This is a genomic window from Pseudomonas helleri, assembly GCF_001043025.1.
GTDB lineage: Bacteria > Pseudomonadota > Gammaproteobacteria > Pseudomonadales > Pseudomonadaceae > Aquipseudomonas > Aquipseudomonas helleri.
On sequence record NZ_JYLD01000007.1, the window covers coordinates 119,268 to 144,952 of the forward strand.

General features: G+C 58.7%; 29 protein-coding genes. 26 read left to right on the forward strand and 3 right to left on the reverse strand.

The genetic code is table 11. The features are described from left to right. Positions 1-50: 50 nt before the first annotated feature. On the forward strand, positions 51-782 hold the full coding sequence (locus TU84_RS13090; RefSeq protein ID WP_053225232.1) for a hypothetical protein: 732 nt from the start codon (positions 51-53) through the stop codon (positions 780-782). A gap of 631 nt (positions 783-1,413) precedes the next feature. Here the strand turns inward: TU84_RS13090 and TU84_RS25570 are convergent. From TU84_RS25570 to TU84_RS26480, 3 genes are all read right to left on the reverse strand, one after another. Continuing rightward, on the reverse strand, positions 1,414-1,704 hold the full coding sequence (locus TU84_RS25570) for an ogr/Delta-like zinc finger family protein (protein WP_338152549.1): 291 nt from the start codon (positions 1,702-1,704) through the stop codon (positions 1,414-1,416). 61 nt (positions 1,705-1,765) lie between these two features. Continuing rightward, positions 1,766-2,617 (reverse strand): phage portal protein, encoded by an 852-nt coding sequence (locus TU84_RS13095; protein WP_048369549.1) that lies wholly within the window; start codon positions 2,615-2,617, stop codon positions 1,766-1,768. Next, entirely contained in the window at positions 2,529-4,586 is a 2,058-nt protein-coding gene (locus TU84_RS26480; RefSeq protein ID WP_048369552.1) for a terminase large subunit domain-containing protein, read from the reverse strand. The genes TU84_RS13095 and TU84_RS26480 overlap by 89 nt, the downstream gene beginning before the upstream one ends. Before the next feature lie 162 nt (positions 4,587-4,748). Here TU84_RS26480 and TU84_RS13105 point away from each other — a divergent pair, with 162 nt between their 5' ends. The 25 genes from TU84_RS13105 to TU84_RS13225 all read left to right on the forward strand — a co-directional run bounded on the left by TU84_RS13105 (position 4,749) and on the right by TU84_RS13225 (position 25,512). Further along, complete coding sequence (locus TU84_RS13105; RefSeq protein WP_048369553.1) at positions 4,749-5,669, forward strand: GPO family capsid scaffolding protein; 921 nt, start codon at positions 4,749-4,751, stop codon at positions 5,667-5,669. A gap of 1 nt (position 5,670) precedes the next feature. Next, positions 5,671-6,690, forward strand: coding sequence for a phage major capsid protein, P2 family (locus TU84_RS13110; RefSeq protein ID WP_048369554.1), 1,020 nt, complete (start codon positions 5,671-5,673; stop codon positions 6,688-6,690). Then, positions 6,687-7,403 carry a phage terminase small subunit gene (gene gpM, locus TU84_RS13115; RefSeq protein WP_048369556.1) on the forward strand — a complete coding sequence of 239 codons (717 nt, stop codon included), beginning with the start codon at positions 6,687-6,689 and terminating at the stop codon, positions 7,401-7,403. Before TU84_RS13110 ends, gpM begins: the two co-directional genes overlap by 4 nt. 99 nt (positions 7,404-7,502) lie before the next feature. Next, entirely contained in the window at positions 7,503-7,964 is a 462-nt protein-coding gene (locus TU84_RS13120) for a head completion/stabilization protein (RefSeq protein ID WP_048369559.1), read from the forward strand. Next, on the forward strand, positions 7,961-8,413 hold the full coding sequence (locus TU84_RS13125; RefSeq protein WP_048369560.1) for a phage tail protein: 453 nt from the start codon (positions 7,961-7,963) through the stop codon (positions 8,411-8,413). The genes TU84_RS13120 and TU84_RS13125 overlap by 4 nt, the downstream gene beginning before the upstream one ends. Beyond that, positions 8,403-9,083 (forward strand): phage virion morphogenesis protein, encoded by a 681-nt coding sequence (locus TU84_RS13130; protein ID WP_048369562.1) that lies wholly within the window; start codon positions 8,403-8,405, stop codon positions 9,081-9,083. Before TU84_RS13125 ends, TU84_RS13130 begins: the two co-directional genes overlap by 11 nt. 11 nt (positions 9,084-9,094) lie before the next feature. After that, the gene (locus tag TU84_RS13135; RefSeq protein WP_048369564.1) at positions 9,095-10,204 is read left to right on the forward strand and encodes a DUF2586 domain-containing protein; all 1,110 of its coding nucleotides are present in this window, start codon (positions 9,095-9,097) and stop codon (positions 10,202-10,204) included. Positions 10,205-10,215: 11 nt separating this feature from the next. Further along, positions 10,216-10,665 carry a phage protein gene (locus tag TU84_RS13140; RefSeq protein WP_048369567.1) on the forward strand — a complete coding sequence of 150 codons (450 nt, stop codon included), beginning with the start codon at positions 10,216-10,218 and terminating at the stop codon, positions 10,663-10,665. Beyond that, the gene (locus tag TU84_RS13145; protein WP_048369569.1) at positions 10,665-10,877 is read left to right on the forward strand and encodes a TraR/DksA family transcriptional regulator; all 213 of its coding nucleotides are present in this window, start codon (positions 10,665-10,667) and stop codon (positions 10,875-10,877) included. The genes TU84_RS13140 and TU84_RS13145 overlap by 1 nt, the downstream gene beginning before the upstream one ends. After that, positions 10,874-11,077, forward strand: a complete 204-nt coding sequence (locus TU84_RS13150) for a hypothetical protein (RefSeq protein WP_048369570.1) — start codon at positions 10,874-10,876, stop codon at positions 11,075-11,077. Before TU84_RS13145 ends, TU84_RS13150 begins: the two co-directional genes overlap by 4 nt. After that, positions 11,077-11,544 carry a lysozyme gene (locus TU84_RS13155; protein WP_048369572.1) on the forward strand — a complete coding sequence of 156 codons (468 nt, stop codon included), beginning with the start codon at positions 11,077-11,079 and terminating at the stop codon, positions 11,542-11,544. Before TU84_RS13150 ends, TU84_RS13155 begins: the two co-directional genes overlap by 1 nt. Further along, on the forward strand, positions 11,541-11,990 hold the full coding sequence (locus TU84_RS13160) for a lysis system i-spanin subunit Rz (protein ID WP_048369574.1): 450 nt from the start codon (positions 11,541-11,543) through the stop codon (positions 11,988-11,990). The genes TU84_RS13155 and TU84_RS13160 overlap by 4 nt, the downstream gene beginning before the upstream one ends. 45 nt (positions 11,991-12,035) lie before the next feature. Further along, positions 12,036-12,323, forward strand: a complete 288-nt coding sequence (locus TU84_RS13165; protein WP_048369575.1) for a putative phage tail assembly chaperone — start codon at positions 12,036-12,038, stop codon at positions 12,321-12,323. A gap of 23 nt (positions 12,324-12,346) precedes the next feature. Further along, entirely contained in the window at positions 12,347-12,487 is a 141-nt protein-coding gene (locus TU84_RS26295) for a DUF6890 family protein (RefSeq protein ID WP_048369577.1), read from the forward strand. A gap of 6 nt (positions 12,488-12,493) precedes the next feature. Continuing rightward, entirely contained in the window at positions 12,494-14,476 is a 1,983-nt protein-coding gene (locus tag TU84_RS13175; protein ID WP_048369579.1) for a phage tail tape measure protein, read from the forward strand. Beyond that, the gene (locus TU84_RS13180; protein WP_048369581.1) at positions 14,473-14,790 is read left to right on the forward strand and encodes a DUF2590 family protein; all 318 of its coding nucleotides are present in this window, start codon (positions 14,473-14,475) and stop codon (positions 14,788-14,790) included. Before TU84_RS13175 ends, TU84_RS13180 begins: the two co-directional genes overlap by 4 nt. Next, complete coding sequence (locus tag TU84_RS13185; protein ID WP_048369583.1) at positions 14,787-15,962, forward strand: baseplate J/gp47 family protein; 1,176 nt, start codon at positions 14,787-14,789, stop codon at positions 15,960-15,962. Before TU84_RS13180 ends, TU84_RS13185 begins: the two co-directional genes overlap by 4 nt. Continuing rightward, positions 15,955-16,548, forward strand: a complete 594-nt coding sequence (locus TU84_RS13190; protein ID WP_048369586.1) for a phage tail protein — start codon at positions 15,955-15,957, stop codon at positions 16,546-16,548. The genes TU84_RS13185 and TU84_RS13190 overlap by 8 nt, the downstream gene beginning before the upstream one ends. A gap of 8 nt (positions 16,549-16,556) precedes the next feature. Next, positions 16,557-18,170 (forward strand): phage tail-collar fiber domain-containing protein, encoded by a 1,614-nt coding sequence (locus TU84_RS13195; protein ID WP_048369588.1) that lies wholly within the window; start codon positions 16,557-16,559, stop codon positions 18,168-18,170. Positions 18,171-18,178: 8 nt separating this feature from the next. Further along, on the forward strand, positions 18,179-18,889 hold the full coding sequence (locus tag TU84_RS13200) for a DUF4376 domain-containing protein (RefSeq protein WP_048369590.1): 711 nt from the start codon (positions 18,179-18,181) through the stop codon (positions 18,887-18,889). Beyond that, on the forward strand, positions 18,886-19,806 hold the full coding sequence (locus TU84_RS13205; RefSeq protein WP_048369593.1) for a hypothetical protein: 921 nt from the start codon (positions 18,886-18,888) through the stop codon (positions 19,804-19,806). The genes TU84_RS13200 and TU84_RS13205 overlap by 4 nt, the downstream gene beginning before the upstream one ends. Continuing rightward, complete coding sequence (locus TU84_RS13210) at positions 19,803-20,354, forward strand: baseplate complex protein (RefSeq protein ID WP_048369595.1); 552 nt, start codon at positions 19,803-19,805, stop codon at positions 20,352-20,354. Before TU84_RS13205 ends, TU84_RS13210 begins: the two co-directional genes overlap by 4 nt. A 2-nt stretch (positions 20,355-20,356) precedes the next feature. Further along, complete coding sequence (locus tag TU84_RS13215) at positions 20,357-21,061, forward strand: hypothetical protein (protein ID WP_082148718.1); 705 nt, start codon at positions 20,357-20,359, stop codon at positions 21,059-21,061. Further along, positions 21,034-21,987, forward strand: a complete 954-nt coding sequence (locus TU84_RS13220; RefSeq protein WP_048369598.1) for a hypothetical protein — start codon at positions 21,034-21,036, stop codon at positions 21,985-21,987. The genes TU84_RS13215 and TU84_RS13220 overlap by 28 nt, the downstream gene beginning before the upstream one ends. Before the next feature lie 15 nt (positions 21,988-22,002). After that, entirely contained in the window at positions 22,003-25,512 is a 3,510-nt protein-coding gene (locus tag TU84_RS13225) for a hypothetical protein (protein ID WP_048369601.1), read from the forward strand. The last annotated feature ends 173 nt before the right edge of the window (positions 25,513-25,685 follow it).

The window sequence follows — 25,685 nt, forward strand, 5'->3', positions numbered from 1 at the left end:
CAGCTCCGCGCCGATTGACAAGCCAGCAGCTAAAAAACCCGCTCCTGCGCATGGCCTTCTCACGACTGAGCACGATCGGCGACCTGCGCGGGCAGTACCTGCGCGACCTCGACACTATCCATGGCGGCCGCCGTACTCGCTCCGAGAAGTTCGACGCGTTGGCCAAGGCTTCTGAGCAACTGTTGCTGCGTTTGGATTTGGCCACCGGTGTGTTGGGATGGCTGGATATCGAACGCGGGCAGTACTTCTTAAATACCCAATGCGGTGTGGCCGAAGATAGCGGTATGTCACCAGCATCTCTTAATCGGCTCATGCATAGCCTTGAGTTGGCAGAATACGTTTACCGTCGTATCGAGAAGGTGCGGCTGGATGAAAAGGACGAGGCGGGGCTTAACCTGGTTCGGACACGTGTCCTGGTGCGGTTCACTGAAAAATTCTTTGCGGACCTTGGGGTCCGCTACCTTTGGTATAGGGCGAAGAAGGCCGCTTTAAAGCGCCGGGAAAGGGAACTGCGTGAGGTCACTGGGCTGCGTGCTGCCCGCCAAGAAAAGGCGTCATTGGAAGAGTTCCGTAGGCAGCAATCCCGTAGCAATTGGGAAAAGAACGAGGCGCGCAAGGCGTCTGACGCCCATAGAGAGTCACAAACACTGAACCCTTTTCGCTGTTCTGCCAGGGGCGCAAAACCTGCCCTTGAGCCTGACAAGAGCCCTGGCGGGCTGGGTGAGTCCATGGCACGCCTACTGCACAACGTCCAGATCAAGAAAGACATCTCCCCGAAGTAATCGCATCCCCTGCGAGGTCAGGCTACGCCTGGCGGTCGAAAAAACCTCCATCCCTCAAGTGAACCCTGTCGGCATGCTTCTTTTTGCATGCTCGCGGGCTCGTTAGCGCCCCTATTCTGACCTCATTTAGCACCTCCGCCGGCGTACGGGCTGGGCATCCTGAAGCCCCTTGAATTAAATGGAATTTTATACCCCCCTCAGCATCCCCAAAGGGTAAAAAAAGAGATTTTCGAGGTGTCCACAAGGTCTGTGTGTTGGGTACCAGATGATGCCTCGCGCACTTCGCGCCAGGGCGCGGCGCGAGCACACATCGCGGGCTACGCGCCCGCCCAGCGGCAGGGCAGTGCCCTGCACCCAAGCTGGATACCCGGCACAACGTGCCGGAGATCCAGCTGTCAACAAAGCGGTAATCGGGCGCGCCGAGGCGAGGTGCAAACTTCACTGAATCTACCCGCGAGCGTGATGGGGCGGTGCGGCCAAAATTTTTTGGTGTGATGTTGTCGGACTACCGGCCGCTTCGCGGGTACCGCCGCGCAGCATTTCGGGCCACACAGTTGAGATTGTGCAGGCGGCTTTTATGCCTGCGTTGCAGGCATGTGGAGTGGCGACATTAGATGCTGCGGTGCATAAGTCACACAGTTGACTGTGCCCCCAGTTGCTCAAACATTTCCTGCAACTGTGCCTTGGGCAGCTCTTTCAATCGGCCAAACAATAATTGGTCGACCATTTTTGCTGACGGGTGGGTCGTATGAGAAAAGGTCAGATGTGCTGCCCATTGGTGACCGCAGTTAGGGTCTAAACAAAAGCAATACAGTGTTCTGAAATCCGGTGATGTCTTGATGCTGGTTTTGATTTTTCCCTTGTGCCCGCATTTGCATGTAACTCGCATTGTTGTCCCTCCCCAGGGGCAAATAATCGCCATTATTTTGCCATAAATAGTAGTGTTATTTGCCGTCTGTTGAGTGTTTCTAAGTGTTTTCGCCTTACTTTCTAGCTTCCTTCCAGTTAAATCGTCTGTCTTCGCGTAGCAATGAGTTGACCTGGTCAAACAGCTGGCAGATCGGACGTATCTCGTTGCTGGTGTAGACCTGGTCGATCTTTTGGATATCGCCAAAGCCGGCGCTGTTTTCCGGGATGATGCCCGCCAGTGCCGGGTTCATTCGCCAAGCGGCTATCACGTCGTTGCGGGTGATGTTCTTGACCTTCTCCAGCTCGTCTTTGGCCTGAAAGTCGCCCACCGGGATGATCTGAATGGCGTTCTCTTTGCCGTTGGGAATGTTGACGAACATCGAGCGGAAGTTACCCACACCTTTGCTTGAGCTGATTTGTTCGCGCAGGTTGTCTTCGTCTTCTTCCGTCAGATCCGGGTCGTTGGTGTAGAAGATGTAGCCCGCGTGGGCGCCGTTGCTGTAGTAGCGGCGGCGGAACAGGGTCGCGGCTTCGTTGAGCAACAGCGCCTGCAGCCCGCCGAGGTAGTCCGGTATGCCGTAAATTGTCTGTTCGACGTCGTAGTCCATAACGTGCGCGATCTCGTCCTGGTCAAAGTCGATAAACTTGTTGTCTGCCTGCAGCATGCGATACCCACCGTCGACCTTTACCCGCATGTTGATCGCGGGCAGGTGCTCAAGCTCCAGGCATTCGCCGAACGCGTTGGGGTGGCGGTAGAAGAACGCATCGCCAAACACCATGTAGTCCAGCGCAGCACAGCCCATAGTGTGCGCGCTGCAGCCCGCTGACGGGATGAACTCACGCAGCAGCAGGTTGCGTTTGAACTTCGGAATGGCGCCGTGGTGCGCGTTGGCACGCAGCAGCTTGGCCAGGCCGGTACGCGACACCGGGGGCTTGTAGATATCGCCGTCGTCGCTGGGAAACACCCCTATGTACTCGCCGATGTTGCCGCTCAGGACCTGTTCCGGCTCGCCGAACGTGAACGCTCGCATGGGCTGCTTTTGCCCCTGCGGCTGAGTGACCTGGTGCTTGCTGCGTCGTTGTTTGGGCATTGTTTTCGCTCGTCACGTAGCGGCTGCGGCGCCGCCTGTTCGTATTCAAGGGTTCGTTGGCCAGGGCGTGCATGATTGCCCAGGCTATGTCGGCGTGGCCGGTGGCCTCGGTGCGCGAAGCGCTGTAGGTGATTTGGCCACTGCCGGTGGTGCCGCGCTTGATGGTCAGGAAGGCTTGGGCGACGTCCGTCCAGCCAGCATCCCACTCAATACGGCTGCCTTGGATCGTGTCCTGTGCCTTGAGAACCAGCGTGTTTTTGGCCTCAAGGCTGTAGTGAATCGGCGTTGCGCGCGGGTAGAAATCGCGCACCAGGTCGAACACGCCGTAACCGATGCCGGTGATATCGATCCCGATGTGCTGCACGTTGAAGCGCTCGGTGAGTTTCTTGACTTCCCCGGCCTGGAACTTGAACGACTGGCCCCGCCAACTGTGCTTTTCCAGGATGCGGAATTTCGCCCCTGGTTCCAGTGGCGGGGCAATGACCACACAGGTGGCGTCGTCGCGGGTTCGGCTGGGGTCGTAGCCAATCCATACCGGGCTGTTGCCGAAGGGACGATCCTCATCAGGCTTGTAGTCTTCCCACAACGTCAGGTCGGAATAGCAACGCTCTAGGTCTTTGAGGCCGAACGCGCTCTGCGTGCTGTCGATGAACTTGCAATAGAACAGCTGCTGGAACTTGTCTTCGTCGTACTCCAGCTGCAGCTGCTCAAGGTCGAACAGATCGCAGCCCCCGTCGATAGCATCCTGAATGGTGATGGTCTTGCGCCACTGGCCGTCCGGGCACAGCGCGCCTTGGGTGTAGGCCGCTTCGGTCGGCCAGGTACCGCCGGCCTTTTTCCCGCGCTTGCTGTTGCGGAACTCGTCGCCTGACCAGAACGGGTACGCCTGGTGCGACACCGCGCTGGGCGTTGAAAAGTAGGTTTTGCGCCACTTCTTGTGGGTGCCCATGGCGCTGGCCACGGTGCTGAGTTTTTCAAAGTCGCGGATCCAGAAGTACTCGTCCACGTAAACGTGGCCGTGGTAGCCCTGGGCGGTGCTGCTGTTGGTACTGAGAAAGCGCAGTTCGGCGCCGTTGCTGAGCACGATCGGGTTGCCGGTCAGCTCGATGCCAAACCACTCCTGGGCAAACTGAATGATGTAGCTGCGGAAAATTTCCGATTGCGATCGGCTGGCCGACAAGAACACCTGGTTGTCACCGGTTAACACCGCGTCCATGAACGCTTCGCCGGCGAAGTAGTAGGTCAGACCGACCTGTCGACTTTTGAGGATGTTCCGGATCCTGCAGGTCAGCGGGTTTTGCTTGGCCGCGAACAGTTCTTTTTGGTAGCCGTACATGCTACCGATGAACTGATCCAGAAAGTCGACCTCAGTCAGGCCGCTGATGTCGTTTTTGGGCTTCTTTTCCCGTCTCTTATCGGCGCTATCCCTTCGGCCTTGGCGTTCGCCACGCGGGCGCTGAGAGCGTTCCCGTGGGGCGTCCGGTTCGTCTGCCGTAGCCGCCGGTACTGCTGCCGGTTTGGCAGCCTGCTTAAGTAGGCGCTCACGTACGGTTGTCAGGCGGTCCAGCTCGTTCAGTTCGTCTTTGGTCAGGCTGCTGGCTTTGTCCAGTAGGAGGGTGATCCGCCGGCCAACCGCTGTCAGCGGTTCTTCGTCCGACAGCATGTCTTCCCATCCGCCCTGACGGATCCAGTAGTAGACGATCCGGATGTTAGGCAGGTGGAGTTGCGCCTGAATTTCCTTGGCCTTACAGCGGCGCAGAAACAGGCGTTTGGCGGCTTCTTTAACTTCGGTTGAATAGAACATGGGCCGCAGTCTATGCGGCGAAAACGTGGCTAACGCGCAGTTAAATTCCTCTTTTCTCCTAGATCGTGAAAATAGGAGGAAAGCGAAAGTAAACCGTTTGTTTGAGGGGTATCGGCTCCCTATCGTGTGGGCTACTTCACCGATTGAGCGCAGTTATCACTCATGCCCCGTTCCCTTGTTTCGTACTGGAAACGTGTCGCTGTCAGCGGCCCGACCGTCGATGGCCGCGAGATCCTTCCCCAGGAACTGCGTGATATCGCTGAGACCTACAAGCCTTCGCTTTACACCGCCGTAATCTGGTGTGACCACGAGCGCTGGTCCGGTTCATTTGGCACGGTGTTCGCCGTTCGCCTGGTTGAAGAAGACGACGAACTGGAACCTGGCCAAATCGCACTGGAAGCACAGCTTAAGCCAAATGATCGACTTCTTTCGCTCAACGACCAAGGTCAGAAGCTGTTCAGCAGCATTGAAATTTATCCGAATTTCCGTGGCACCGGCAAAGCGTACATGACCGGCATGGCCGTCACGGATGAGCCTGCCAGCACCGGCACTCAAGAGCTGTATTTCTCGAAAAAAACCAACAAAGCCGCGTACTACGCAGCCTCTATCGAGCTGGGCAACTTGAGCGAAGAAAAGCCACAAGGCGAGATGGGCAAGCTGATTGGTTTGCTCACCAACCTGTTCAAGCGTTTTTCCCTGGACAACAAACCCGCCGAAACCCCCTCAACTTTCACTGAGAGCAAAACCCCTATGGATGAAGCTACCGCAACGGCTCTTGCAGCCCTGCTGGAGCAGCTGTTAATCGTCGCTGCCGGTATTAAGGCAGTCATCGAACCAGCTGTTGAAGAAGCACCCGATCCCGACCAGGAACCGATCGACGACGTGAGCGATGCGGTAGGTGACATCGTGGCCACTGTCGAAGAAGAGCGCGAGTTCCGTCGCAACGGTGGCGGGAACAAGGCTGTGCTGTCTGCTCTGGCAGACCTCAAAAAGCAGTTCTCAACTCTGCAAAACACCCCAGCAGGTCGTCAGTTGCCACGCAACACCGGCCCGCAAAACCCTGCCAAAAAGCGGGTGCTCTAACATGGCCCAGCCACTGAGCGCTAATGGCGCCAAAAAATACAGTGCATTGCAGGCCGCTATCGCCGAGTCATACGGTGTTCAGCAGGCCAGCGAGATGTTCTCGGTCGAGCCGTCGATTGCCCAAGAACTGAACGACGCGATCACCGCCAAGGCTGACTTTCTGGAACGAATCAACATCGTTCCTGTGAGTGAAATCAAGGGCGAAAAGGTCTTTATCGGTGTGAACGGCCCGGTCACGGGTCGAACCGACACCAAGGAAAATGACCGTGTTGCCAAGGATGCATCGGCACTCGGCAACTCGCTGTACGAGTTGTTTTCAACTGAGTCCGATGTGGGCATGCCTTACGCCAAGATCGACGCCTGGGCGAAGTTCCCGGACTTCCACGATCGTTATTCTGCAGCCGTGCAAAAGCGTATTGCCCAAGACCGTATCGTGGTCGGTTTCCACGGCACGCATGCGGCGGTACAGACCGACATCAAAAAGTACCCGCTGCTTCAAGACGTCAACAGAGGCTGGCTGCAGCAATTGCGCGAGTTGGCGCCGCAACAGGTGCTCAAGGAAGGCAAAGAGCCGGGTAAGGTCACGCTGGGCGAGGGTGGAGACTATGCCAACCTCGACGCACTGGTGCATGACACCAAGCAACTGGTTGACGAGATCTTGCGTGAGGATGGGGATCTGGTCTCAATCATCGGTTCTGACCTGCTCGCCGCTGACAAAGCCAAGCTCTACACCAAGCAGGGCGCTACTCCAACCGAGAAAGAACGCATTGAAGACGCCCAGGTCATCGCGACCTATGGCGGTCTGCCGGCGTTCAGTGTGCCGAACTTCCCGGTGAACGCCGTGCTGGTCACCAGTTGGGACAACCTGTCGCTGTACTACCAGGATTCCAGTTGGCGTAAGCAGGCTGTCGATAACCCGAAACGTTCCCGCGTTGAGGATTACAACAGCCGCAACGAAGGCTACGTGATCGAGCAGATCGAGAAGATCGCTCTGACCGAAAACGTGGAGCTTCTGCCGTGAGCCTGGCCCTGGCGCACAAGCGCCGCCTGTTGGCAGCAGGCGCAGCCGCATTAGTCGCAGCAGCCAGTGCGCCGGTGGCCTATTCGCCGGAATCCGCCCTGACCAGCCCAGCCAATGCCCGCAAGAATCTGATGCTGCAGGAAGCAGCCTTGGATCAAGATCTTGAACGCCTCAGTGCAATCAATGGGTTGGCTGGTAAGCAGGCACTCAAGCGTGACGAGTTACTGCCCAAGTACCAGGACTATGTACAGCGCTATTGCGAGTCGGGTTTGAACTTCCCGAATCGCGTCCTGGTACAGGTGATGATTTGGCTGTTCGACACGGAAGAATTTGACGACGGCATGGAGCTGGCCCACTTCGCGATCGGGCAAGGGCAGCAGATGCCCGAGCTATTTAAGCGCGACATCCAGACCTTTGTTGCGGACGCCGTGTGCGATTGGGCCTATGCGGAGTACAAGGCCAATCGCAGCCCGGAGCCTTACCTGTCCGACTTGTTGCCACTTGTTGACGGTGAATGGCAACTGACTGAGCAGATCCCGGCCAAGTTTCACAAGTTGATCGGCATCCGGGCTATGGAAGGCAAGGAATGGGCAACTGCGCTGCTGCATTTCAATCGTGCCACTGAGTTGTATTCGAGCATCGGCGTGGGTGTTCGCGTCGAAAACTGCCTGCGTGCCCTGAACAAAAAACAGGCCAAACCGGCCACCGAATAACCGACTACCACCCCCGGCGAGAAACTGTGGATGTGAGCCAACCATTTATGGCCATGCCCCACTGAAACAGTTTCCTCGCCCCTATTTGAGCGGCCAGCGATGAGCTTTTCAGGCAACCCCACCACGTTTGTGGAGCGTCAGATCGAGAATGACGGCTTTTGGCCCGATCTCTCTCTGACTGAGTTTCAGAAGGCCTACCGCCTTCCAGGGGAATACCTGGTCGAAACGCTGGTCGTTGGCTTGATCTCGGCAATGACCGAGGTCAACGCAGACCTGGCCAAGTGCAAAGGCAAATGGCAGGCCGCAGGCGTGTCCTGCTTGAAATCTGCTGACCCTATGGTGCTGCCGGAGCGCACATTTCAAGCAGAGACGTACAAGCGCGCCGTGTATTGCCGCGCCAAAGCCGAACTGCTGCCCCAGTTCGCCACCATCACCCGCCGCGAGAGCGCCGAAAACACCGGCAAGGAAGCCCCTGAGCGCGCCGAAACCTTTTTGGCATTCAGCCAGGCCGCTGTCCGCTCGCTGCAGGGCCGTGGCCGCATCACGGCGGTGCTGCTGTGATCAAGCTTATTGCCCTGACCAAGTTCCTCAAAGAGTGCCAGTTAGTGTTGCCCGAACAGCTCGACAGCTGGACCGACCAGGTCACGCTCGATCTGATCTGGAAACCTGACGTTGACGGCTTGCACATGGGCGACATGCGCTACAGCGCAACGATCATTTTCGAGCGGTTCGCGGATCACCCGGGGCGCCTGATGGCGCTGGTGGGCAGTTGGCTGGAAAACAACGACTCCGATCGCGATCGCCGCTACGACCTGCCAGCGCCGAAGTTTGACGTCTCGATGCTGGACAACGATCTGGCTGACGTCGAAATCACCCTGGAATTCGTCGAGCCGCAGTATCTGGCTGAGGATCCCAACGGCGAGATCGAGGCCTTCGAAAAGACCTGGGCGTTTGTTCCATTCGATCTTTGGGTTGCCGAACACGGCGAGGTAGCCGCTCATGGCCACTAATCCGCTAAACCTCGATGTCCGGGGGCTGCTCAGCGTTGAAGCCCAAATGGCCTTGCTTGAGCTGTCGCCCCAGTTGCGCCGCCGCCTGCTGAACAACGTCAGCAAGCGCGTACGTACGCAGAGCCGCAAGCGTGTGCGCGAGCAACAGAACCTGGACGGCACCCCCTTCGCTGAGCGCAAAGGCTCGTCCAAGGGCAAAAAGAAGATGGAAGCCGGGTTGGCCAAGCTGCTGCAGGTGACCCGTGTCAGTTCCGATGAAGCCGAACTGGGCTGGAAAAACGCCCTGACGCGCTGGGTTGCCTCACAGCAGCACAACGGTGTCAGCGAACGCCGTACGGCTGCGCAGATGCGCCGCTGGAACAAAGTCCCGCCCGGTATTGCCTGCACCGATAAACAAGCCAAGCGCCTGCGCCAAGTGGGTTTTCGTGTGCACGTGAAGGGCAAAAAGGCCATGGCCAAGCCCTCTGTGGCGTGGATTCAAGAGCACGTGAACTACGCGAAGGCGGGGCTGCTGATCCGCATCTTGAACGATGAAAGAAAAGCGTCCTCGGGTGCGCAAAGCTGGGACATCACCTTGCCCAAACGCCAGTTCTTGGGCGTGAACACCGGCAATGAAACCAGCGATCTGGTTAACCAGGTCTTTCAACAAATCCTTAACTCACCCCGCTAACGAGGCACTGTATGGCACTCGGCCAAGTCACCGTTAACAATCTCAATCTTGGCCAGGGTGCCGTGACTGAGATCGAACGCTATTTCCTGTTTATCGGCCCCGGCGCGAAGAACGTCAACGAGCTGATCCCGTTGAACACCGACAGCGATCTGGAAAACGCCCTGGGCATTCCGGCCAATGACCTGAAAACCCAGATCACCGCCGCCAAGCTGAACGGCGGTGATCGCTGGGCCTGCCTGGCGGCGCCGATCGCTGCAGACGGTGACTGGGCCAAAGCGCTGGAAAAGGCTATGCAACAAGGCCATTCAGTTGAGGCTGTGGTGATCACCAAGCCGGTCAAAGCCGCCGCCGAACTGTCGACTATGCATGACGCGGCCATTGCGCTCAACAACACGTATGGCCGCCGGGTGTTCGTGATGGCGGCCAGTGTTGGCATCACCGCGCTGCAGACGTGGAATCAGTACCTCACTGAGCAGCGTGCCATCACCACGGGCCTTGTCGCGCCGCGTGTCCTGGTCGTACCTCAGTTGCACGGCAATGACCTGGGCGTGCTGGCCGGTCGACTGGCCAATGCTGCAGTAAGCGTTGCTGACAGCCCGATGCGTGTCGCATCCGGCGCGCTGCTGGGCTTGGGCGCTGTTGCTGTGGACAAAGACAGCGTGCCGCTTCCATCTGCGATCCGTGCCGAGCTGGACAAGGCCCGTTTCTCGGTTTCGCAGACCTATCCGGATTACCCGGGCGTGTACTGGGGCGACGGCAACATGCTCGATGCACCGGCGAGCGACTTCCTAGTGGTTGAGTACCTGCGCTTGGCTGACAAGGCTGCGCGTCAGGTACGCCCACTGCTGATCCGCCGTGTGGGTGACCGTCGCCTGAACAACACGCCCAACAGCATGGCCGCTGCTGTCAGCGCCTTCATGAAACCACTGCGCCTGATGGCCAAGTCCGTGACGTTCGCCGGCCAGGTGTTCCCGGGCGAGATCGAATCGCCCAAAGACGGCGACATCGTGCTGGTGTGGCTCAACAAAACCAAGGTTGAGATCTACATCAAGATCCGGCCACTCAACTGCCCGAAAGACCTGACGGCCAACATCGCCCTCGATCTTTCCACCGACGACTAGGAGTCACCCTTATGTCACGTATTGGCGGCAAGAACTTTGACGTGAACCTGGGCGATCTGCTGGTCCACGTTCAAAACTGCACCCTCGATATCACCGACAACACAGCCGTGGCCAAGAGCCGTGGCGTTCCCGATGGGCACGTGGACGGTGAAGTTTCGGCCAGCGGTGAAATGGAATTCGACACCAACAATTTCAACCTGTTGATCGAAGCGGCGCGCACTGCCGGCAGCTTTCGCAAGCTTGAGCCATTTGACAGCGTTTTCTTTGCCAAGGCAGGCGAAGAAGAACTGCGCATTGAGGCCTTTGGCTGCAAGTTGCGGATCTCCAACCTGCTCAGCATTGACCCCAAGGGCGGTGAAACTTCCAAGCACAAGGTGCCGTTTGACGTCACCAGCCCGGACTTTATCCGCATCAACGGCGTGCCGTACCTGGACGCTACCGAGATCGAGGGCTTGAGCTGATGGTCTGCCCGTTCGATCGCGCCCAAGCGCTGGAACAACGTGACCGTGACCGGGCGATTGCCCACCAGTTGGCCAAGTCGCGATCGGCCGGGCCGAGCCTTAGCGAATGCCTGGACTGCGGCGGCGATATCCCCAAGGCGCGGCAAGCGTTTGGCGGGATTGAGCGTTGTGTGGGATGCCAGACCATTTTCGAGAAAAGGACTACCCGATGAGCACAAATCAGGCCGCTCAGGACACGGCTATCGCTATCGCGAAGGCAGCGCCAGCCATTGGTGTGGCGGCGACCGGCGCAACTGGGACGGTCGACTGGACGTCAGTCGCCTACATGCTAACGGCGCTCTACATGGTGCTGCAGATCGTGCTGTTGGTGCCCAAGTACCGCCAGATGCTGCGCGATTGGAGGAATAAGTGATGAGCCTGCGTAACAAAATCGCGATCGGCGCGCTGACCGGCGTGCTGGGCATGACTGGTGCAGTGGTTGCCTGGTTTGAGGGGCGCTCGTTGGTGGCCTACCTCGATCCGGTGGGCATTGCGACTATCTGCGAAGGCGTCACCCAGGGCGTGAAGCTGGGCGATCGGGCGACACACGAGCAGTGCGACGAGCTGCTGCAGCGTGAATTGCGCATCGCGTTGACGGCTGTTGATCGCCAGGTACGCGTGCCGCTGCCTGAAACACGCCGCGCTGCCCTTGGGTCGTTTGTTTACAACGTGGGGGAGGGCCAGTTTGCCAGCTCAACGTTGTTGCGCCTGCTGAACGCGGGTGATGCACGTGGTGCCTGCGCCCAGTTGTCGCGCTGGACCTATGCCGGGGGCAAGCAATTGGCCGGACTGGTCAATCGCCGCGCCGCCGAACGTGAGCTGTGCGAGGTCGGCCTATGAATTGGCTCACTGCTGCCTTGTCGTGTCTGGTTATTTGGTTTGTTGCTAACGGCCTCATCGATGAGCGCGACAGCGCACGCATTGAACGCGACACCGCTCAACAGGAGGTGGCCGGACTGCGCGAAGCCGCCCGTATCAGCGGCGAAATGCTCGCCGATCGCGACGAGATAGATCGCACCCGCACCCAGGAGTTGAACCATGCACGTTCTGAAATCGCTGACCTGCAGCGCGCTGTTGACGCTGGCACTCAGCGGCTGTTCATCAAAGCAGCCTGCCCAGTCACTGTGCCCGCCAAAACCGGCACCGGCGGCGTGGCTGATGGAGCCGCCGCCGAACTCTCAGCAGACGCTCGATCGGATTATTTCACCCTCAGAGATCAACTCGCCGTCAGCCGCGAAATGATCCTGGGCTTGCAAGACCACATGCGCCGGATCTGCCTGCGCTAACCGCATTCCCTTTTTGATCACTGACCCTTTACTGGAGTAACCCCCATGACTGAACGCCGCGAAATCACCCTGGAAGTAGGCGACAAGGAATTCACGTTCACCGTGACCCCGCAGGACGCGACCAAGTACTTCAACAGCCTCACTCAGACCAGCAAGGTGGCCCCGGCCAACAACCTGCTGATGAACACCGTTAAGCAAGAAGAACGCGCCACGCTGAAAGAACTCCTAGCCAACCCTGTACTGATCATGCAACTGGCCGGTGCGCTCCTGGAAGAGTACGCCCCGGACGTTGAAATCATCGTAAAAAAGCACTCGACCACGCTGAGCGCCTAAGCGAAGACGGGCTGGGCCAGTTAATGGCCCTGACCAACCGCTGGATGCCCGGCGCCGAGCCCTCGATCGAGAACATGGGCACGGCCAAGTGGCTAGAAGACGAGTACTGGCGACGAACGGAAATCGCCGTGGCCAATGGCATTGCCATAGCACTGAACGGATAAACACACATGGCAGATCGCAGCGCCCGTCTGGCTTTCATTCTCAGCCTGACCGACAAGGTCACCGCGCCGTTGAGCAAGGTTAAAACCAGCTTTTCGGACTTGGCTGAGCAAGGCCAAAACAACATCAAGACCATGGGCCTTGGGCTTGGCGGTCTGGTGGGAGCGGGGGCGGCGATCAAGGCGTCACTGGAGCCTGCACTGGAGATGAATCGCGCCCTGGGCGAGGTTCGTTCCCTGGGCGTGGCCGAAGACGCGCTGGACGCGCTCAACCGCAAGTCGCTGGAGTTTTCGGTGGCCTACGGCGAAAACGCCCGGGACTTTGTCGCCTCGGCGTACAGCATCGAGGGCGCAATCAAAGGATTGAGCGGTAGCCAGTTGGCCACCTTCACCAACACCAGCAACCTGTTGGCCAAGGCCACCAAAACCGATGCCGGCACCATGGGCGACTACGTGGGCACCATGTACAACCTGTTCAAGAACCAGGCTGATGCGATGGGCAAAAGCCAGTGGGTCGAGAAGATGGGCGGGCAAACGGCCTTGGCGGTGCAGCTGTTCCGCACAGACGGCGCCCAGCTTAAGGATGCGTTCAAGGAGTTCGGCGCGATCGCGACCACTGCAGGTGTCGACCTAGCCGAGCAGTTCGCGGTGATTGGTTCGCTGAGCAGCACCATGGAAGGTGGCGACGCCGGCGGTATGTACAAATCGTTTTTCGAGAACATCGGCGCCGCTTCGCAGAAGCTTGGGATGAAGTTCACCGACCAGAACGGCAAGTTGCTGCCGATGCTCGACATCATGGACAAGCTGCAGGGCAAGTTTGGTGACCTGACCAGTGCGGCCAGTGGTACGGCGCTAACGGATGCTTTTGGCGGCGAAGGTGCGCGGGTGATTGGTGCGCTGGCCAAGGACACTGACCGGCTGCGTAACGGTCTTAATCAACTGGGCAATGTCCGTGGGCTTGAAAGCGCCCAAAAGATGGCTGAGGCCATGGTTGATCCATGGCAGCAGTTCGCTGCTGCAGTGGAAGCGCTGCGTATCGCGTTTGGTCAGGCCCTGATTCCGATTCTGGGGCCGCTGATGGCCAAGCTGACAAGCGTGGCGCAAACACTGACGCGTTGGTCGCAACTGTTCCCCAACATCACCCGCGTTATCAGCATTGCCTCGCTGACCATCCTCACGATCACTGCCGCCATGTCGGCGCTCACCTTGGTGGTGGGCATGAGCAAAATGGTGTGGCTGGGCATGGTGGTGGTCTGGAAAGTTCTCACCTGGACGGGTTACCGCAGCATTGCCATGTTCCTGTTCCACACCGCCATGGCTGTGGCGTTTGTGGCTGGGCTTGTCCTCATGTACAGCTGGATGGGCCTGGTTAAGGTCGCGATGCTGGCTTGGCAGGGTGCGATCTGGCTGGTCAACGCCGCCATGTATGCCAACCCGGTAGGGCTGATCATCGCTGGCATTGTCGCCTTGGTTGCGGTCGTCGGCGCCGCGATCTATTTCTGGGATGAATGGACGTCTGCGCTACTCAACAGCGCGGCGTTCAAGTGGGTCAGCGAGCAGCTCGGCGCGATGTCGGACTGGTTCAACTCCATGGGCGGCTGGTCGGGCATGGCGAAAGCCGCTTGGGACAGCATCGCCAACGTGTTCAAGCAGGCCATCAACGGCCTGATCGACATGATGAACAAGATCCCGGGTGTGAACATCGAAACCCGCTTTGGCGATCTGCCGCCGGTACCGGGCGCCGAAGCGGCGATAAAGGCCGCAGACACGGCCAGTTCAGCGGACAAAGCCCAGCAGACCATCAATGCGGCTATCCCAAGTCTTTCGCCGTCGCGACCTTCGGCTGTGCCCCGTGGCGGGCTGTTGACCAGCATTCAGAACACCAGCAACCAGACCAAGGGCACGCATGTGGAGAAAGTCGAAATCCACACCGCCAAGCCTATGACCCCGCTGGAGATGGAAAACATGGTCGCCATGGCGGTGGGCGGATGAGCCTCTATATCGATCTGCTGATCACCCACAACGATCTGACCCTGGACCCTTCAAACCAGCCCTTGCTGGTGGATGACCGTATCAGCATTGCCCAGGACATCGGCCACATGATCCGTGAGAGCGGGCTGTTGGTGACCTTGGTGGCCGAGCGTGATCGCTTTCGTCGTGCCGACTGCATTCAGCAACTGGAACTGCTGGTGGAGACGGACGTGCGCCTGGTACCGGGATCCGTGCACATCACCGAAGAAGGAAAGGGCAAGTACTTGGTAGGCGCAAAAACCGTTGATTTTGGATCTGTCGAGGTAGTGTTGTGAGCGACGTAGACTTTAAAAAGGCGCTGAGTGACGCCGGCATTCCGACCACCGAGGCCAAGCTGCGAGCCGCCTGGGAATCAGAAGTCGTCGCCCAGGGCAGTAAGTTGAGCAACACCAGTGCCTGGTCGCCGTTCTGGCGAGTCATCACCGCACTGGTGACCAAGCCTGTGATGTGGCTGATCGACTTTCTTGCCGGCACGGTGCTGCCCAACTTCTTTGTGAAGACGGCCATCGGTGCCTGGCTGGACATGCTGGCCTGGGCGGTCAACGTCACCCGCAAACCTGCCACCAAGGCCGAAGGCATGCTGCTGTTCACTCGCAGTGCCTTGGCGGGCCTGTTGGAAGTGCCAGCCGGTACCCGCGTGCAGTCGATTGCGATCAACGGCAACGTGTACGAGCTGGTCACCGTGGCAGCGGCCAGCTTTGAGGATGGCGAGTCACAGATCCGCGTGCTGGCACGGGCCAAGCAGGCGGGCAGCGGGTTCAATCTTGCACCTGGTTACTTTTCGATTCTGCCGGAGCCGGTGGCAGGCGTGGTTCAAGTGGTCAACGCTGACGGCTGGCTGACGCAACCTGGTGCAGACACCGAGCCCGACGACGAGCTGCGCTTGCGGGTGCGCAACCAGTTCTCGGCGGTCAACCAGTGGCACACCGATGCGGTATACCGCGCCATGATTTCAGGGTTCACCGGCGTGCAACCGGATGGTGTGTACTTTGAGCACAACGCGCCCCGGGGCCCAGGCAGTGCCAACGCACTGGTGCTGTTTGAAGCTGACTCGCCGGCAGACACCTTTTTGGCTGAGATCAACAACTACATTCGTGACCAAGGCAACCATGGCCATGGTGATGACCTGTTGGTGTTGGAGATGCCTGCCACGCAGCACAACGTGAAGCTGAGCGTCTGGCCCAAGGCCGAAGTGGGCACTGAGCGCTGGCCAGCGTTGAAGTCGGACATCGAGCTGTTCATCCGTGCCGCCTTTCGCGAGAGCACGGCCAGTGACTATCAACCCACACTGACGCACCCGCAGTCACGGTTTTCGTTTAGCCGTCTGGGCGAGGAACTGCACCAACAATTCGCCGGTATCGAGTCACTGCATTTTGACAACGCCGACATCCTGTCAGAACTGACCATCCCGCGCCTGGCTGGGCTTGAGGTGGTGCTCAATGCTTAAGCTGAGTTTGCCGTTTTGGCTCGATGGCCCTGAGTTGGCCAAGCTCCAAGCCGCTGCACAGTCGTGGTGGGGCAAGGTCGAAAACTGGCTCAACTGGCCACTGCTGCAGTTGGATGCCGAAACCTGTCACCTGAGCGTGCTCGATCTGCTGGCTTGGCAGCGTGACATTCAGCGGTTTCATGGCGAGCCCGAAAAACTCTACCGCCTGCGGGTCAAGTACGCGTTTATCAACGCCGTGGACGCGGGCAGTACCGCCGGCATGGTGCGCATCTTTGAGCGTCTGGGCGTTGGGTATGTCGAGATCCAGGAGCGCATGCCAGACCTGGACTGGGACGTGGTGCTGCTGCACCTGTCCGACACGCAACTGAGCGAAAACCCGGTGTTGCTGCGTGTGCTGATGCAGCAATACGGCCGCACGTGCCGGCGGTACGACTTCGTCACGATCACGCCGGTGAAACTCAACATCGCCGTGGCCGACTTCAACGATGACCAGCAGACCCTGATCGCCACCCTGGATGACAGCGCAAGCCGCCTTGTGGTGATCAACGAACTGGCCGTGCTCACCTTCTTGAATGACACCTTTTAGGAGCCCCCATGGGAGCTAGCATTACCTTTGCCGGCGAAAGTCTGATTGCCCAAAAACAGGGCGCCGGTGAAAAGCTCGACATTGCGCGTTTCGTCTTGGCCCTGGTGCCAGGGCTTGACCCTAATGCCCCTGTTGATCGTGCTGCCGGCAAGCCGCCTGCAGATCAAATCGTCTACACCAAGGGCTACGACCGCAAAGGCTATGTGAGCCCCAACCAGGTGATTTACAGCCTGATGGTGGGCTCAGACGTCGGCGATTGGGATTTTAACTGGATCGGTCTTGAAGCCGCCGAGGGCGTGCTGCTGGCTGTGGCCACCGTGCCGGTGCAGCAAAAGCGCAAGAACATCCCGCCGTTGCAGGTCGGTAACAACATCACCCGCAACTTTTTGGTGGAGTTCAACGGCGCCCAGGCTCTGACCGGCGTCACCGTTGACGCCAGTACCTGGCAGCACGACTTCACGGTGCGCCTGAATGGCATCGATCGGCGCGAGCGCCTGAGCAACCGTGACGTGTTTGGCCGTGCGTGCTTTTTGGCTGACAGCCTGCAAATGGAGCGCAGCTTTGGGCTGTACCAGGTCAAAGCGGGCATCGCCTACGTTGAGGGTGTACGGGTCGATCTGACAGAGCCTGTGCAGGCTCAATTGCCTGAACTTCCCGTTAAAGCCTGGTTGGACGTGGCACTGGCCCGAGAGGGTAGCGACAACGTGGCCACGTGGAAAGTGGTCTTTGGCGATGCCCAGGCCGACTACGTCGACAGCAACGGCACCGCCCATTATGTGGTGCAGCTGGCCAGCGTGGACGTGGCCGGCGACATTACCGATCTGCGGGCCAGCGAGCCGATCACCGGCGCCTTGGTCAAACAGTTCGCCTTGCGCAACGGAGACTACGAGCATCTGCGCGCCCGGGCTACGACCAAGGATGACGTAGATCTGGGGAACCTACCCAACGCCAAAAGCGACGATCCGGGTACGAACAGCAGCGAGATTCTGGCGACCACCAAGGCGCTCAACGCTTTGCGTCAAGCCATTGCTGATGCAGAAGTTGGCCGTATCGGTACATTTGCCATGGCAACGCCGCCACCGGGTTGGTTTCGGGCCAACGGTGCAGCGGTTTCGCGCACGGTCTATGCCGCGCTGTTTGCCAAGATCGGCACCACCTACGGGGCAGGTGACGGCGTCAATACCTTCAATCTGCCTGACCCACGCGGAAAGTTTATTCGTATCTGGGATGACGGCCGGGGCGTGGATCCCGGTCGGGCGTTGGGCAGCGACCAGGGCGACACCATTCGTAGCCACACCATCACAGGCACGACCAACCCGGGCGGGGCGCATACGCCCACGGCGCGAACAGGCGCCTCTGGCAAACATGCTCATAAAGTCCGATCGGGCGTGTTTACCCCTGATGGGGTTGACCAAGAAGGCGCCGACAGTGAGCCGCGCAACATCGTCAATTACGCCGATGCAGGGGTTCATGACAAGTCGACCAGTGAGGACGGCGAGCACACCCACACCGTTGTGGTCGATCCGGTACCCAACCACGACCACCCGTTCACAGCGACCTATGTGGGTGGGCTTGAAACGCGCCCGCAAAACATCGCCTTCCTTGCCTGCATTAAGTACTGAGGCCCCTCATGAGCACGAAAATCGTCTATCAAACCGATCACCTGGGCATCTACACCGGCACCACTGTGGCGGATGAATCGCCGTTAGAGCCGGGCGTTTGGCTGATTCCGGGCGGGTGCGTTGAAGTGGCGCCGCCGGCGGTACCGGAAAAAAAGGCTGCGTTGTGGGATGGCCGTAAATGGCAACTGGTCGACTCTTATCAGGGGCTAACCGTCTACAGCACAACCACCCGCGCCCCTGTAGTTATTGATCGAGCCGGTGCGCTGCCTGAAGGGTACACCCTTGAAGTGCCGGGTCCTGGTCAGGTCTGGAGTAATGGCCACTGGATCGATGACATGCCGACGGTGCTGGAGCTGCGCTATAGCGCTCAACTGGCAGCGGTGAACAAGGCGTGCCTGCAGGAGATCACTGGCGGATTCTGGTCAGCAGCGTTGGGCGAGCGTTTTTTCTATGACGCCCAGGTTGAAGACCAATTGAACCTGACCGGCTTGATTTTGCGCGGCTTGGGCGGTGGTTATGCCTGCCGCGATCAAGCCGGGGTACAGGACTTTCGCGATCACACCCACGAGCAACTGCTGCAGGTGAGCAACGAATTTACCGAGTTCAAGCTGCAGCGATTGGTTAGGGCCAACGACCTTAAGCAAATCTTGGCAGCAGCGCGAGCGGGTAAGGATCTGGACGCCATCAACGCCGTGGCGTGGGAGTCTGCAGCGCTATGAATTGGGCCCCCATTACCCTGCGCTGGCCTGAGCAGTCCACCCAGTGGCTGAGCGATCTCGATAACGCCAAGGACTTGGCCACCATCGAGCTGGCCAGCGCCGGGCAACGTCTTGAAGGTCTGGCGGACTTGGCCACCACGTCACCGGGCCCGGTCGGCACCGCTGCAGAAGCCGCCGTCGCCGCTGGCCGTGCCGGTCTAGCCGATGCCCTGGGCGAAGTACCGGCCTGTCTGGTGGTGACGCCGTTTCAAAGTGGTGTGGGGCAGGGCCGCGGCTACCAACGTTATCTGTCTGCCCCCAACTTGCTGCAGCAACTGGGCGAAAAGCTTGAAGACACCGGTGACGACAGCCGCCCGGCGGGCTCGCAATACGCCTTGGTGGTGATGTTCCTGGGCACGCGTTACGACAAATTTGCCGCGACCTTGTCCCGCTTCAATGCTGTGCTGCCCATGCCGGACCTGCAGCGCGCTGAACGTCGGGCCAAAAACCTGTTCGCCCTGGACGCCGAAAAGTGGGAGTTGCCCAACGCTGGCACCTTGCCGCGCTGGGGGGCTTTGCCGCTGGAGCGCTGCACCGTGACCAAAGCGGCCACCCAGGCGCTGAACAGCCAACTGTCTGCACTGGAGAGCTACGCCGACAGCTCGCCCATGGCCGACCTGGCCAAGTTGGCCAAGCGCAAGTCCAGTCAGGCACAGGCGCAGGCTCAGAAGCTGGCTGACCTCAAATCAATGTTCGACGGCGCCGCCGCTGATGACAGCATGCGCGCGCGGTTGATCGGGCCGGGCAATGCGGCCGAGTTGCGCCGGCAACTGCTGCAGGGCGATGCACCTGGTCACGAATGGGGCCTGGCCGCTGGCCTGATGCTAGTCGGTTCCCTCAAAGGGCTGAGCTTTGTTCAGGAACTGGTGGGCCTATGACCTTACTGCTCGATGGCGAACGCGTACGCGGCAAAAACATCAAGGTCACCGCCAACCTGCAGATCGAAAGTGATGACCTGTCGGGCCAGACCAGCAACACGGACTCGGCTCACAAGGGGTTCAAGCCCAAGACGCTGACAGTCACGCTGCAGATCCCGTTCGTCGACAGCGCGTATTTGCGCAACATCATGCGCCTGGCCGAAGCGACGGGTAGCGGTGGCCAGCGCAAAACCTATCGAGTGGTTAACGACACCGCATCAGCGTTTGGTGTGCGTCAGGTGGAGTTTTCTGACGGCGTCAGCGCCCGTGAAGACGACAACCTGCGGTCGTGGCAGGTGCAGTTCACCCTGTCGGAAAAGCTCTCAAACCCCGAGCGGGTCGAGACGCGCCGCGCCGGCAACGGCGTCACGCAACAAGGCGCCCAGGGTCAGTCTGTGACAGGTCCAAACACAGGGGCAGGCGGCACAAATGGCGAGTCCAGTCAGGAGTTGACCGGCTTTGAAGCCACCCTGAAAAAGCTGGATAACTACTTGGGCGGTGTCTTGTGAGCATGAAACTGCACAAGGTGCTGACCATCGGCGGTGTGGTCTATCCCCTGGTCAGCGATGACGTACGCCTTGAACTGCGAACACCGGGGCGTGCCACTGTGACCATTCAGGCGACGGCGCCGGTGAAAGGGCTGGTGACGCTGGACATCGGCTACAACGACAACCCGCTGCAGCGCCACTTCATCGGCTACGTCGAGCGCTGCACGTCGTCCAACGCGATCGAGCAGGTGCTGTTCTGCCGCGAGCTGGCCGCGATCCTGGCCAACCCTCTGCCGCTGAACCTGCGACACGCCGACCTGACCACTGTGCTGACCGAGATCAACGAGAAAACCGGTCTGAGCTTTCGCGTTCCGGACAAGGCATACGCCAAGGTTAAAGCCCCGTTCTTCTACAACCTGGCCGCCGGTTACCAGGCCATGGACAGTTTGCCCCGGGTTTTCGGCATCACGGACTTTATGTGGCAGCAGCAGGGCGATGGCGAAGTGTTTGTGGGCAGTTGGGCCGACAGCTTCTTTGGCGCCCGATCGCCGCTACAGCTGCCCGTGGAGCTGTTCAACGACTACCAAAACAACCAAAGCGCGATGATCGCGGCCCTTCCCGGGTTGCGACCAGGTGCATCCATCAACCAAGGCGAGCGCATCACTCACGTGACGCTCACTGGCAACCAAATGGCGATCCGATGGAAGACGCAATCCGCCGCAGTGTAGAGCGGCAATTTCCCGAACTCACCGGCGGTTATCACCTGCCGCGCTTTGCCCGGGTTGTCGGTATCGCTGACGCTCCGGCCAATGCCGGCATCTGCGACGACTTCCGTCCGCGCTTTGCGGTGGATCTGCAGCTGCTGGACGAGAACGATGAACCGGATACCGCGCTGCCCGTGCTGGCCGGTGTGCCGCTGCCATTGTCCGTGGGCGGCGATGAAATGGGCTTCTTGGGCTTTCCCGAAGAAGGCACCCGCGTTGTGGTGTGCTTTGCCTACGGCCTGCCCAACAAGCCCTACGTTCAAACGATCTTGCCGCACGGCTTGAGCCTGCCGAAGGTGCCCAAGGGTGACCAGGTGTGGCAGCACAGCGAAGGCGCACAGCAGCGCGTTGACGCCGATGGCAACTGGCTGCGCCAGACCGAGGGCCGGATCCGTGACAAGTCGATCGAACGCGACGTTGAGAGCCTGACCAACGCTGAACGCCACCAAAGCAGCACGGTAGAGGTTGAAGACCATTCAACGGAGTCAGTCGGCGGGGTCAAGACGATCGAGGCGGTCGGCGCACTCAAGCTGCTGTCAGGCGGATCCGCGAGCCTGGCCGCACTGGATGACCTGCACCTGGCCAGTGGCCGCGACCTTAACCAGGTTGTAGCGCAAAAACTCAACCTGACCGTGGGCGGCAACGTGCTGGAGCAAATCCAAGGCATGCGCCGCAGCCTGGCCACCACGACCTGGCTGGGCTCCGAAGGCGTGAACGTGCTGCAGATCCTGTGTGATCTGCTCGACCTGGTGCAGGCGATGAACACGCAGCTGGCCAGCCACACCCACGTGCCTGGCCCCGCGCCGAGCCCAACTGATGCCACTGGATTCACTGCGAAGGCCGCCCAGGCATTGGAGCTGGCCGCGCAGTTGAAACCCATCACCGCTTAAACAAAGGAATTCGAAGTGGAATTAAAAAACTTCTTTGCCCAGGACGACCAGGGCAATAAATTGGCCGGTGCGACCTGCTACCTGTACCAGCGCGGTACCGAAAGTCTGGTGGGCTCGCTGTACAAAGCCAATGGCTCGCCCTTGGCCAACCCGTTCACCACGGACACTAACGGACTGGCCCAGTTCGCAGCGGCCAATGGGCTCTATGATGTGCGCGTGGTCAGTGGTGGTCGTGATTACCGTCTCCCCATGCAGTTTAACGACGTTGCAGAAACGGTGATGACGGCCCAAGCAGCGGCCAGTCGTGCTGAGCAGGCAAGGGATGTAGCGCAGCAGTGGGTAGATATTTTCCCTAATACTGATGAAGGCTTGAAAAAAACCCTGACTGGAAAATATTTCAGCGTCCCGTCTGAAAGCAGTCGCGAATATCTCATTCTTTATCAGAACAACTCAGGTGTAGCGGTTGAAAAAAAAAGCTATCCGAGTGCCGAGAGCGTGGCGAGCGCGCGTGCGCAGTGGCTGGCTGGAGACGCTGAGTCGTCAAGTGCTGTCATTCCGATTATCGATGCAATCAGTGCACTGCGGATTAAAGGGGGCAGTAAGGCCAGAACTTATCGAATCATTATTGTTGCCAAAAACGACGCCATGTATGCGGATCGTCTGCAGATTGCGGATGACCTTGGCAACAACTGGTCTTTTACTGGAACTGCGGCGGGAAAGGATGACGGACCTGTCAGCGTGACACTCATCGGTACAGGTGGTGTCTCGTTTATTGCCACGATTGATTATCGAAAGATCACCACCGACGGTGTGGTTTTCAATAGTGCAGTCTCAATGGCTCTTAAGCTTTCACCACGGATTTTCGATTTGGCAGAATTTGATGCCAGCCTTGAAGTCGTTACTCATGGTGTAGAAACTGCCGTTACTGCTGCCGCCACTGCCAATGAGGGGGTAAGCGATGTGAGGGCACGCTTTCCTAACCCGTGGCGCGATTTATCCGCCGCAGTCACAACTAACACCAGTCAAGCCCAGGTACTTGCCGCTATCCTCGCAGTTCAAGCAAGAAACAGCGACAGAACAAAACAATATAAGGTTTCAGTGCTGTGCAAAGATGATTCAGCAGCTAAAGACCGCCTAATTATTCAAGACAACAGTGCGCCGCCTCGCAGTTGGTCTTTTAATGGTGAAATACCAGGTAAGACGTCCGGCCCTGTTTGGGTTAAAGCTGTCAGCGCCGACAACGATATAAGTTTCGATTTGCTAATTGATTACCGGCGGATCACAACCACCGGGATAATTCTTAATACAACTGGCGATCTGTTCAAACTTTCATCGCAAATTTTTGAGTTGGATCGTTTGCGCGCTGAAATTCCTAGTTTGCCCCCAGTTGTGCCGCCTGCGTCTGTAGCAGCTTTGGCGCGTGCAATTCGTGTTTCTGTTGCCGGCAGCTCGATCACGTGGGGCAACGGCTGGCTTGGCGAAGATTCATATGTCGGTGATGTAGAGCGCTACCTGCGTAACGAGCTGGCCACCACCTTACATGGTACGGACTTCGCTTTGACTGGCACGTCCGCAACGGTGAGCAACAAGCTTTTTTACAAAGGGGCAGCGCTGCGCCTGCAGGGCGTAAACACCGAGGCCCGCTTTGACCTGTACGGTGATGAGCTGTCTCTGTGTATTGCCCGAGAGCGCGGCAATACTGGGGCGTCCAGGGTTGAGGTTTACGCGGACGGCGCGCTGCTGGATACCTTTACCACCTGGAACGATGAACCGTTTGCGACTGGTCAGCGTGCGAGCTTTGCCGGCGACGGGGCAACACGCCAGTTTGATCTTGACCAAGCCTTTACTTATGGGCACAGCGTCACGGTGGACGGGGCAGCAAAAAACGTGCAAATGAATACAGGCGGCTACGGCGCTGGCTTCCCCGCCGGTGTTGATGCCCTGGTGATTCGCAAGCTGGTGACGGTAAGTGGTGTTGCGCAGGTGCGTCATTTCTTGTGGTTTGCTGTGGCGCCTGCCAGCGGAGCGGCAATTGCCGCCACCTTTTCGGCGGGAGAGTCGATCACTTATGTGCGCGGAACTGTCGGGCAGACCGCGCAAGCGCTGACCAGTGCCAACGAGTCGCCCTATGGCGACGGTAATGTAGCGTTTGATCCGGCCAACCCGGCTAATCTTTCGTCAGGCCTTGGCTTTCGCGAAACCGACCCGCGATCCGTGGTCAGCTGGAGTTTCAACACGACAGCTAAGCGCGCCTTTCGGGTAAAAATCGTCGACCTAGATCCTCGCGCAACTGGCACCCCGCAGCTCTATTTGAATGCGGCGACCAACCGCATGCACCATCTGCAGAACGCCGGCATTGGTGGCTGGACGGCTGCTTTGCTGCTCAGTGACAGCGGGCTCAACAACATTGCATCCGTTCAGCGCTTTCAGCCGGATGTCTTGTTGTTTGAGAGCTGCACCAACGACGACTGGCAGACTCATGTGGATCGGGCGTGGCGCAGCCGAACCGGCCTGACTGATGCTCAGGTGCGCGGCGAAGAGACCTCAAACTGGTTCCATGCTGTCACGTACGTGGGGCCCAACAATTACAACGTCGACGACAACCGTGTGTTGATTACGGCGATCACTGAAAACTCAGTGACATTCGATGGCGTTGGTGCCGCGTTCTCTGTGGTTCCGGGTGATGTTGTGATTTTGGGCGATTTCAAGGGTGACAACCGGCGTTTATCCTGCCGCGTGGTTAAGGGGTGGGATTCGACCAATCGGCGTTTGACCTGGGCCAGACCGCTGAACCCGCGTGAACTGATCCATATCAGCAGCCTGAATGACCTGGTTGGCAGCACCGCCATGGTTAAGGGCGCTCCGGCTTGGGTTTCCAGCGTGGAGGCGGTTATCGACGGAGTTCGCGCAGCACTGCCAGAGTGCGCTATCGCCATCGGTACAGGCGGTATTCCCAACTTCTACAACCGTCGTTTGGAAGGCTATCGCGAGTTGGCGGCTGATATTGCGCGGCGCAAGGCCGTGTTGTTTGAAGACTTCTATGCTCGCACTCTTGCTTGGCAGTACACCCAGCCTGCAACGGCCCAGCTGTATATCGATTCCAACCAGGGCACTGTGAGTACAGGGGCTAGCGCATACACGTTGTATTTGAGTGGCGGCAAGCCAAACCCGTTAACTGATAGCAATGCCAACCTTTATCGGGGCTGGTCTGTGAAAGTTGATGGTGTTGAGCGAATCAATCGCGGGTGCCACATCGCAGGCGGCTACAAGTCTGGCTGGCCAAGCAGTGTGACTCAAATGTCCAAAGGTAATGTAGGAGTTGTTGGGGATAACTATCGAGTGGTGTTTGAGTCAAACGCTCCTGCTGCAGGCGCGGTCATTGTGATCAAGCGTACTGCTGCGAAATGGGCAACGGATGACACTCACCCAGGAGCTTTTGGCATTCCTGTGTTTGGCCAGGCAGCAGTAACCGCTCTAGTATCAGCCGTGAATACGGCAGTTGGAAGTTTCGGATTAAAGCGTTGACCGTAAGCTAAGCCCAATCAGCCCGCCGCATGGCGGGCTTTTTCATGTCAGCCAAAAAGACAAAACTCCGCAGCGAGGCGGGGCTTCTATTTGGGTTGTTTGTATTCAGTATCGTCACCCTCTAATTATACGCTTCTTGAATAGATGTTGGGAGTATGTGAGCGCCCAGCCTG